Annotated in this window: 11 protein-coding genes; all 11 read left to right on the plus strand. The window is 37.5% G+C overall.

Annotation, left to right across the window (positions count from 1 at the left end; all coding sequences use genetic code 11):
• The first annotated feature begins 234 nt into the window (after positions 1 to 234).
• The 11 genes from GH715_RS06215 to GH715_RS06265 all read left to right on the plus strand — a co-directional run bounded on the left by GH715_RS06215 (position 235) and on the right by GH715_RS06265 (position 10084).
• On the plus strand, positions 235 to 468 hold the full coding sequence (locus GH715_RS06215) for a DUF1146 family protein (RefSeq protein WP_018930774.1): 234 nt from the start codon (positions 235 to 237) through the stop codon (positions 466 to 468).
• 74 nt (positions 469 to 542) lie between these two features.
• Positions 543 to 1262 (plus strand): YwmB family TATA-box binding protein, encoded by a 720-nt coding sequence (locus tag GH715_RS06220; protein WP_153837067.1) that lies wholly within the window; start codon positions 543 to 545, stop codon positions 1260 to 1262.
• 35 nt (positions 1263 to 1297) lie between these two features.
• The gene (murA, locus tag GH715_RS06225) at positions 1298 to 2602 is read left to right on the plus strand and encodes a UDP-N-acetylglucosamine 1-carboxyvinyltransferase (RefSeq protein WP_153837066.1); all 1305 of its coding nucleotides are present in this window, start codon (positions 1298 to 1300) and stop codon (positions 2600 to 2602) included.
• A 192-nt stretch (positions 2603 to 2794) separates the two neighbouring features.
• The gene (spoIID, locus tag GH715_RS06230) at positions 2795 to 3853 is read left to right on the plus strand and encodes a stage II sporulation protein D (RefSeq protein WP_153837065.1); all 1059 of its coding nucleotides are present in this window, start codon (positions 2795 to 2797) and stop codon (positions 3851 to 3853) included.
• Positions 3854 to 3911: 58 nt separating this feature from the next.
• On the plus strand, positions 3912 to 4802 hold the full coding sequence (locus tag GH715_RS06235; RefSeq protein ID WP_153837064.1) for a stage II sporulation protein SpoIIQ: 891 nt from the start codon (positions 3912 to 3914) through the stop codon (positions 4800 to 4802).
• 199 nt (positions 4803 to 5001) lie between these two features.
• Complete coding sequence (locus GH715_RS06240) at positions 5002 to 6039, plus strand: AimR family lysis-lysogeny pheromone receptor (RefSeq protein ID WP_153837063.1); 1038 nt, start codon at positions 5002 to 5004, stop codon at positions 6037 to 6039.
• Between the two features lie 311 nt (positions 6040 to 6350).
• Positions 6351 to 6641, plus strand: a complete 291-nt coding sequence (spoIIID, locus tag GH715_RS06245; RefSeq protein ID WP_163578483.1) for a sporulation transcriptional regulator SpoIIID — start codon at positions 6351 to 6353, stop codon at positions 6639 to 6641.
• A 291-nt stretch (positions 6642 to 6932) separates the two neighbouring features.
• On the plus strand, positions 6933 to 7931 hold the full coding sequence (mreB, locus tag GH715_RS06250; RefSeq protein ID WP_018930767.1) for a rod shape-determining protein: 999 nt from the start codon (positions 6933 to 6935) through the stop codon (positions 7929 to 7931).
• A gap of 157 nt (positions 7932 to 8088) precedes the next feature.
• Positions 8089 to 8913 carry a flagellar hook-basal body protein gene (locus tag GH715_RS06255; RefSeq protein ID WP_153837062.1) on the plus strand — a complete coding sequence of 275 codons (825 nt, stop codon included), beginning with the start codon at positions 8089 to 8091 and terminating at the stop codon, positions 8911 to 8913.
• A gap of 18 nt (positions 8914 to 8931) precedes the next feature.
• On the plus strand, positions 8932 to 9762 hold the full coding sequence (locus GH715_RS06260) for a flagellar hook-basal body protein (RefSeq protein ID WP_153837061.1): 831 nt from the start codon (positions 8932 to 8934) through the stop codon (positions 9760 to 9762).
• Positions 9763 to 9790: 28 nt separating this feature from the next.
• Positions 9791 to 10084 carry a DNA-directed RNA polymerase subunit beta gene (locus GH715_RS06265; RefSeq protein WP_153837060.1) on the plus strand — a complete coding sequence of 98 codons (294 nt, stop codon included), beginning with the start codon at positions 9791 to 9793 and terminating at the stop codon, positions 10082 to 10084.
• The last annotated feature ends 81 nt before the right edge of the window (positions 10085 to 10165 follow it).

The following is a 10165-nucleotide window of genomic DNA, read 5'->3' on the forward strand; positions in this document are numbered from 1 at the left end:
TTTCCCAGATCCACACTTTCGCATCTACTAAATAAAGTGCTCATATCTTCATAACACCCTTTAGCCCCAACTCAAACCCCCAAATGGTACAAAATGGAATGTCACCCCAACCTAATACCTAAATATAAAGTGTTTTAGCTAAATTTCCCGGGAAATATCGAAGGATATCCAATTAAGGCGAATCGTTAATATATATGTTAAAATAGAGAAAAACAAGTAAACGAGGGATATATTATGATGCAAAGTTTAGCGCAAGAAGGCTTGATCGGGATGTTATCTCATCTCATTTTTATCGTGATTACATGGCAAGTCCTTCAAGCTCTGAATTTCGATGAATTATTTAGAAAGAATAAAGTGTTTGAAGCGCGGATATTGGTTATCTTCATTACGATAGCAATTGGTTCAACCGTTAGTAACTTTTTCTTAGACTTCTTACAGTGGTCCCAACAATTAATCTACCTTTTTTAAGCTTAAAATAATAAAAAAGAGTATGAATACTTTATTTCCTGCCAATACTTCTAATAAAAAAAGGAGTGCGGGAAATGAAGTATTTTTTTATATTCTTAGCGACAGTTGGAATGATGTTTTCTGTAGATCAATTACTTACTGAGACAAAAACAAATATAGAAAATCAAAAGGAAATAGACGAATTGATAGGATTAGTGGAAGAGCGGGATCTTCAACTATCAAACTTGCAAACTACTATAAAAGAATCGATGGAAATAGCAGACATAGAAAGTTTTATTTCTGAAATCAACGGGTATCAATTTGATATACAAGAAAAGAGTCAAGATAAAAATCGATTAAAGTTTAGTTCAGACCGACAAGAAAACACTGGAATTACCGAATCAATTTTACTAGTGCGCACAAATGAACAGGAGGAACAATATCAGGTCATCTATACGATTAAAGCAACTGAAGCAGCACCGGAAGTACTAAAAGCATATAAAGAGAAAATAAAAACAATAACTAATGGCTTATTTACAAAAAATGCACAATATTTTTCTTGTGTTGAAGCCTGGAAAGATGATATGATAGATATTGTTTGTTTTATAAATTTTGTAAAAACACGACTGAATATGACAGTAATTGACGAAATAAAAGAGCCAGATTTTTATACGTGGACTGGTTATACACCAAAATGGAATAATAAATTGCAGCAAAATGATGAAGAAATTAATTTGCAAATCGCAGTAAGAGAGCGGGTAGGAGATCGGACAACTATCACTATAGGAACACCTATCCTAATACATGAATACTAATAATAATGAATATGGTCTACAGAGGAGAATGAGCCTTGGAAAATATCATCGTACGTGGTGGTAGGCAGTTAAATGGTACTGTAAAAGTTGAAGGAGCAAAGAATGCCGTACTGCCTGTCATTGCCGCAAGCATAATCGCAAGTGAAGGAAAAAGCATTATACACGAAGTACCTGCATTGGCAGATGTACACACAATAAATCAAGTTTTAACTCATATGAACGCAGAAGTGGATTATCAAGGAAATACGGTAACAGTGGATGCAACTAAACCATTATTAACGGAGGCGCCTTTTGAATATGTAAGAAAAATGCGTGCATCTGTCCTAGTTTTAGGACCTCTTTTAGCACGATATGGTCATGCGAAAGTTGCATTACCAGGTGGCTGTGCAATTGGATCACGACCAATTGATCTACATTTAAAAGGATTTGAAGCTATGGGGGCAGATGTCCATGTTGGCAATGGCTTTGTCGAAGTCTCTACAAAAGATAGATTAAAAGGGGCTAAAATTTATTTAGATATGCCTAGTGTTGGTGCAACAGAAAACATCATGATGGCAGCAGCACTAGCAAAAGGAAAAACAATTATCGAGAATGCCGCAAAAGAACCGGAAATAGTAGATTTAGCGAATTATTTAAACAAAATGGGTGCTAATGTTATAGGTGCCGGCACAGAGACAATTAAAATCGCAGGTGTCGACAAGCTTCGTGGAGTAGAGCATACGATTATTCCAGACCGTATCGAAGCAGGAACATTTATGGTAGCAGCAGCTATTACAGGTGGTAATGTTTTAATAGAAAACGCTGAAATTGAGCATATTCGTGCCCTAGTATCCAAAATGGAAGAGATGGGTGTTAAAGTCATCGAAGAGAAAAGTGGTATCCGTGTTATTGGACCAAAGAGATTAAAAGCTACGGATATCAAAACATTGCCACATCCAGGATTTCCGACAGATATGCAATCACAGATGATGGCATTGATGTTACAGGCATCAGGTACTGGAGTGATTACAGAAACTGTTTTCGAAAACCGCTTTATGCATGTTGAGGAATTCCGTAGAATGAATGCTAAATTAAAAATCGAAGGGCGTAGCGTCATCGTAGAGGGGCCTGTTAGTCTTCAAGGGGCAGAAGTCGCTGCGACTGATTTACGCGCTGGAGCAGCCTTAATTTTAGCAGGATTAGTAGCAGAAGGATATACTCGTGTAACTTCTCTACACCATATCGACAGAGGATATGTGGATATTACAGAGAAATTTGCTAACTTGGGAGCTGACATTGAACGAGTCAATCAAGGAGAAACTACTATTGTAACTGAAGTACAACAAGTAGAAGTACAATAATAAAAAGAGGACAGCTTTAATAGAAGCTAGTCCTCTTTTTATTATACATTAGCAATCTACAAACTGTTGTCAAGACAATAATTGTCCAAGCCTATTTTCTATACTTCACTTCTTAAGTTTTTCATTGTTCTATTCTCCTAATCTTGTGAATAAGATAGAGTAGAAACATAAGAAACACAGAGGAGGTTAGCCATGGCCAGGTGGCAAAACAAACAAACATCAACTAACTGGAAATTACCAACTATCATCATCATTTCCACATTACTCACATTCATGTTTATCATCCCAACGCTTATTGTTATACCGTTCACAGGGGATGATTCAACTCAAGCATCTGTAGAAACAGAAACAGCCAGCAATTTAGCAGAGGAAAAAGACATTTCATTAGAATCTCCTTTTGATGTCCATGTATTACGAACTGAATCAAATGAGGTGGAACAAGTCCCTTTAGAAGAGTACGTGACGCACGTGGTTGCCTCCGAAATGCCTGCAGATTTTGAAATCGAAGCATTAAAAGCACAGGCATTAGCAGCAAGAACCTTTATTGTACGCTTTTTGATGCAGGAAAATAGAGAGGAACTTGCTGGTGGCGCTGATGTGAAAGATACTGTCCAACATCAAGTCTATAAAAATACAGATGAGCTAAGGCAAGTATGGGGCAGTGATTACCATTGGAAAATCGACAAAATTACCGAAGCTGTCGCAGCTACCCAAGGGCAGATTATTACGTATAGTAATGAACCAATCACCGCATCGTTTTTTTCGACTAGTAATGGCTATACAGAAAACTCCGAAGATTATTGGACAGATCAACTGCCGTATTTACGATCAGTTGAAAGTCCTTGGGATGAAGAAATATCCCCTAAATTCATTGACCAGAAAATATTTACGGTAGCTGATCTGGAAGATAAATTAAACATCGACCTTTCCAATTCGGTAGAAGATTTTCAGTTGACAAGAACGGAAAGTAAAAGGGTGGATACAGCAACAATTGGTGGAAAGACTTTCTCAGGACGCGACATCCGTGACTATCTTCAGTTGCCATCTAGTGATTTCACGATTACTAGAAAAGATGATCATTATGTCTTTACAACGAAAGGTAATGGTCATGGTGTAGGGATGAGCCAATACGGCGCAAATGGGATGGCACAAGAAGGGAAATCCTATGAAGAAATCATCGAACATTACTATCAGGGAGTACAAGTAAGCACGTTAGAACAAGCAACTCCAACCCTTTTAGCAAAAAAATAAAAAAAACATGTATAAAATTTCCTCTTTATGATCACAATGGTTGCTGAGGTGATGCATAATGGAGGAAAACAAGAACGTTTCAAAAAATAGTTGGAAACGTATCTTCAAGAAAAGATGGTTTTTTCCTGCTGTATATCTAGCGGTAGCTGCTCTACTTTTAACAGGGGTTCTATGGTACCAAAATGCTGCTAATCAAGGTCCAGACCTAGCAGAGGACATGGAAAATCAACTAGATGATCTAAGTAATGATCAAGAAGCACAAGATGAAGAAGACGCAACTACTGTCATGCAACAACAGGAAGTACTAGAGATGCCAGTTTCAGAAGACTTGCAAGTGGAAATCGTGACCAAATTTTATGATTATGGAGCAGATGCAGAAGAACAAGAACAGGCGCTCATTTCACACCAAAACAAATTCTATCAAAGTGATGGGATTGCTATCTCTACTGCTGACCATGAGGCATTTGATGTGACAGCATCATTGTCTGGTACGGTAACAGAAGTGAAGCAAGATCCATTACTAGGTAATGTGGTGAAGATGGAGCACGAACATGGGGTTTCCACATATTATGCTAGTTTAGATGAAGTTTTTGCTGAAGAAGGTAACGAAGTCAAGCAAGGAGAAACCATTGGAACAGCTGGACAGAATACACTCGGGCAAGACAATGGTGTCCACGTTCACTTTGAAGTGAGAAAAGATGGAACACCAGTTAACCCAGAGCATTTTATTAATCAACCAATTAATAAAATTGTCGGACCTGACAAGGGTGAAGAAGAAGACAAGGAACCAGCTGCAGAAGATGAAGAGAAGGAAGAAGAAAGTTCAGAGGAAAATGAAACACCGACGGAAGATGATAGTTCAGCTGAAGATGACAACGCAACAGAATCAGAAGACAATACAGATGCTGACAATGACACAGAATCATCAAGCGCAATGGAACATGCGTAAACGAAATCTCCTTACCTGTGAAAAAGGTAGGGAGATTTTTCATTTTTCAACGCTATTCTTTTATATTCTACTTACAAGCTATGAAAAACAATCATATAGTGTCGATATCGATAATTATTTGACGAACGATTCTATCAAAAAACCTATTGCATAATTTCTCGATTATGAAATAATAAGTAACTGTGAAAGGAGATAGATTATGGCACAAACAAATACAAAAACAAAGATCGGGACAATGCGCGACTATTTTGAATCAGAAAAGCAACTGCAATTCCCTCAATTTTTAACCATGATCAGCCTAGATAGTGACGAAGCAGCACAATTGGAATTAGCAAAGGAATTTCTATATCAAAGCAACTCTGACTTAGATAAACGATTAGCACTAGAGTATTTTGATATTAATCAATGCTTTCACGAATTACAATATTTTATAGAAGTGAACAAGGAAAGTATGAATCCACTAAATCAATCGCTAGCGATACTTTATCAGTTCATGCTAGATTTAAAAAATGGTAAACCTGTTCATGAAATAAGAACTCAATCGAAATCGGTTTCCGTTCAACACCCTGAATTAAGGTGTTTAAAATACTTTTTGTATATTGAAATAGATAAGAAAGTATATAACTATGAACGAATCGGTTACTATCTAAATAAAATTCAGAAATATCTACGTCATCTAGATAATCCACTATTTATAACATTCTTCCAAATCAGAATGAAGAACTTATTATTTCACTACTATTGGAAAAGAAATGAATTAATCTTAGCAAGAAAGAACGCCTATGAAGCGTTACAAATGCCTCATCATATCAAACTAAAAGCACGCCTCCACCTAGACTTAGCACTCAGTTATATATATGAAGATTTTGAATCTAGTGTTTATCATATCGAAGAAGCAAAGTACATTGCTAATTGCTTAGATGATCAAGATACATTAGAATATATCGATTCCCATACGTATCCATTTATTTGTGCCCATTTTGGTAGAGTAGAAGGAGTTTCCACCAAGGATCCTATCGAACGAGCTCACTTGGAGATCGCGAGAGGGAACGGTGAATTAGCAATTAGTATGTTAGAACAGCTAGACATAATAACTCCGTTTACACAATATTACTTAGGCTTAGCAACAAAGAAGCAACATTTTTTCATATATTCTTATCAATACTTTATGGAGAAAAGGAGTGATCACTTTTTCGCAAGGTTGCCACTGAAGGCTTCAGAAGGTTTAGGAATATAAAGAAAATATGGGGAGTGGGAGAAATGTCTATAAAGTTCGTAAAAAAGTGTGATCCAGATTACGGTGATATCGGTTAAAAAGAGTGGTGGCGAGAGCCATCACTCTTTTTCTTTTAAACTCCAATCCTCTCTCGCGCGTATGTTGACGCAAAATTTACTGTCATAATGGGATGTGCTGTTTAATATGATGGTACAAATTATCTTTTATTTGTCTAAGGTGAGGATGCTATTCGTCGGTATTGTGGATAATTTTATAAGTAGGACTTGTCTCTGTTCACACCTTGGACTGACAACTTTGGGGAGGCGAGTGATGTGCATGACTACATCAAAGAGAGAACATTAAGGATTGGAAGGTACATTGTCGAAACGAAGAAGACGGTTCGAGTTATCGCCAAGGAATTTGGAGTTTCAAAAAGTACAGTACACAAAGACCTGACAGAACGATTACCAGAAATACATCCCGAACTGGCAAACGAAGTTAAAAACATACTAAGCCACCATAAAGCAATTCGACACCTGCGAGGTGGAGAAGCAACTAAAATGAAATATCAGCTTAATGGTAAAAAAGCACCACCAGAAACAGAAGAACTATTAACTAAATAACCCAAAAGATATCCTCTCTAATTCATACATATACCTTCAAATTAACACCATACTAATAACAGATACTCCTTGCTATCAGCTATTTTTCGCAAAAATTCCATAAAAATATAAAAATAACGACATTTTTTATGGAAATATCTAACGATATCGAGCATTTTATGATATTATATATAATTAGAGGTATTATGTACCATAATAGAGAAAAGACATCTACTAGCAGCTTACATAAACATCATTAATTGATCGACATAAATCTCAAGTAAGGTAATGAAATAGGGAGGATAATCGTTCATGTTTTCAAGAGATATTGGAATAGATTTAGGAACTGCGAATGTACTTATTCATGTGAAGGGAAAAGGTATTGTACTGGATGAACCGTCCGTTGTTGCGATGGATCGCAATACCGGTAAAGTATTAGAGGTTGGTGAAGAAGCACGCCGTATGGTTGGCCGTACACCAGGCAATATCGAAGCGATTCGTCCGCTTAAGGATGGAGTCATCGCAGATTTTGATGTGACAGAATCAATGCTAAAATATTTTATTAACAAAATTAATGTCAAAGGATTTCTATCAAAGCCGAGAATGCTTATTTGCTGCCCAACTAATATTACGAAGGTAGAACAAAAAGCAATCAAAGAAGCGGCGGAAAAATCCGGTGGTAAAAAAGTTTACTTAGAAGAAGAACCAAAAGTAGCGGCTATCGGTGCAGGTATGGACATTTTCCAACCAAGCGGGAATATGGTCGTAGATATCGGTGGTGGAACAACAGATATCGCTGTACTATCGATGGGAGATATCGTAACGGCTCAATCGATCAAAATGGCTGGGGACAAATTTGATGGTGAAATTCTTCAATATGTAAAACGTAAATATAAATTATTAATTGGTGAAAGAACAGCAGAAGATATTAAAGTGAATGTTGCAACTGTATTTCCAGGTGCTCGCAAAGAAGAAATCGATATTCGCGGACGTGATATGGTAACAGGTTTGCCAAGAACGATTACGATCCGTTCCGAAGAAGTGGAAGAAGCGTTAAGAGAGTCGATTTCATTAATTGTACAATCTGCGAAAACCGTTTTAGAAAAAACACCACCAGAATTATCAGCAGATATTATTGACAGAGGTGTTATTTTAACCGGTGGTGGTGCATTGTTAAATGGCTTAGATCAATTACTGGCAGAAGAATTAAAAGTACCTGTGCTATTAGCGGAAGAACCAATGAATTGTGTGGCAAAAGGTACAGGCATTATGTTAGACAATATTGATAAACTAGAACGTTCGATTGTTTAATACATAAGAAAAGCGTATGCGCCCGTTAGCGATGTATGGACTTAGGAGATAAAAGAATCATAGTGACGAAGGAACTGCAGTTGACTTATCGTACAGAGCTAGGTGCTGAATCCAGACATGAAAAAGCTTTTGCGTCTTTAGGAGAGGAGTTCGACTCATGCTTAGAGGTTTTTACACAGCTACAAATGGAATGATGGCACAACAACGTAGACAGGAAGTGCTATCCAATAATATGACCAATGCACAAACTCCTGGATACAAACAAGATCAAACACCATTAAGAGCATTTCCTGAGTTATTAATCCAACGTATGGAAAACCGTGATATTCCCAACTCACAAGGTACCAGTATACCGACCATGACTGAAATTGGGGCTATTAACACCGGGGTGTATGTGCACGAAACGATACCTGATTTTGTACAAGGAAGCCTTAAGGAAACCGGTGTTTCTACAGATATGGCTCTAGTACAAGGTGAAACACCAGATGAAGAAGGATCTATCTTTTACACTGTGCAAAATGGTGAAGGAGATATCCGTTATACGAGAAACGGTAATTTCACTGTTGATGGTGAAGGGAATCTAACAACGACTAATGGCTATTATGTTTTAGACGATGAAGGGAATCCGATCAATACGGACAACTTAGCATTTACAGTAACACCGGAAGGTATGGTCCAACTAGACGATGGCGAAGTGCCACTTGGGATTGCTTATAGTGCCAATCCGAATGACTTAGTAAAAAATGGACAAGATTTATTTGAACTAGCAGAAGATGGTGCGGCATTAGTCGATGCCAGAGGTGTAGACGGCTTACAATTCAATGTCCAACAGAACCATTTAGAAAATTCAAATGTGGATCCCGCACAAACGATGACAGATATGATGCAAGCATACCGCAGTTTTGAAGCAAACCAAAAAGTAGTTCAACAATACGATCGTAGTTTAGACAAAGCAGTTAATGAAATTGCGCGACTTGGATAACAAAAGGGGTAGAAGCAAATGACAAGAATGACCTTCCAAGCTGCTGTAGCGATGGGGCAATTACAAAAACGATTAGATAATATCGGAAATAATATTGCAAATGTTAATACAGCAGGCTATAAAAATCGTGATGCCAACTTTTCTTCTTTACTGTCTCAGCAAATCAACACCGAGCCTGATCCAACCAATCCACAAGGACGATTAACACCAGATGGATTACGAGTTGGGAATGGTGCAAAGCTAGGTCATACCAATTTTAATTTTGACCAAGGATCCCTACAAGTAACAGATCGTAACCTTGATGTTGCTTTGTTGGAAGATAACCATTTTTTTCAGGTAGCTGTTAATGAAAATGGTGAAGAAGAAGTTCGTTATACGAGAGCTGGTAACTTTTATTTAACACCATTGGAAGATGATCAAGTGATGCTCGTTACTTCTGATGGGAATCCTGTTCTCGGAGCTGGTGGAGAACCGATTGTCTTAGCTGATAATATGGACGATCTGAAAATTGAGGACAATGGTGCGATTAATGTGACACGAAATGGTGTGCAAGCTATTGAAGGCCAATTGGAGATTGTTGAAGCAGTACGTCCGAGATTGTTAGAAGCTGCAGGGGACAGTTTATTCCGCCTATCTGAACAATCGCTCGAAAATTATCCGTTTGACGAAATCATCAACGGAGTTGGATTAGCAGATGTAAGAATGGAAAGTGGTTCATTGGAAGCTTCCAATGTAGACCTAGCAAAACAAACAACAGATATGATTGAAACGCAACGAGCATACCAATTTAATGCACGAACCATCTCAATGCATGACCAAATGAGAGGACTCATTAATCAGTTGAGATAGTGTAGTTTTTAATAAGGAGTCATCCCGTATGTCACAGGAATCAAAAGCAACTAATAAAAATACAAATAAAGCAGATGAACAAAAACAAGCTCAGAAACAGACGAAAAAGGAAAAAAGAGCTGATAACAAAAAACAACAAGAGAAAAAATACGTCCGTCGCCTCATCCCAATTTGGGCGAAGGTTTTGATTATTATCGTGTTAAGTTTATTTGCTTTAATGATCGGTCTCGTTATAGGTTTCAGCATACTTGGCGATGGCAGCCCATTAGACGTCTTAAAATGGGAAACCTGGCAACATATTATCGATTTAGTTAAAGGATAATAACTTCGACTGATAGACCTGATAAAACACGTGATATTCACGTGTTTTTTTATTACGTCTTTTAAAACCACAGGCTCTGCC

The sequence above is a fragment of the Gracilibacillus thailandensis genome (assembly GCF_010994055.1).
Lineage (GTDB): Bacteria > Bacillota > Bacilli > Bacillales > Amphibacillaceae > Gracilibacillus > Gracilibacillus lacisalsi.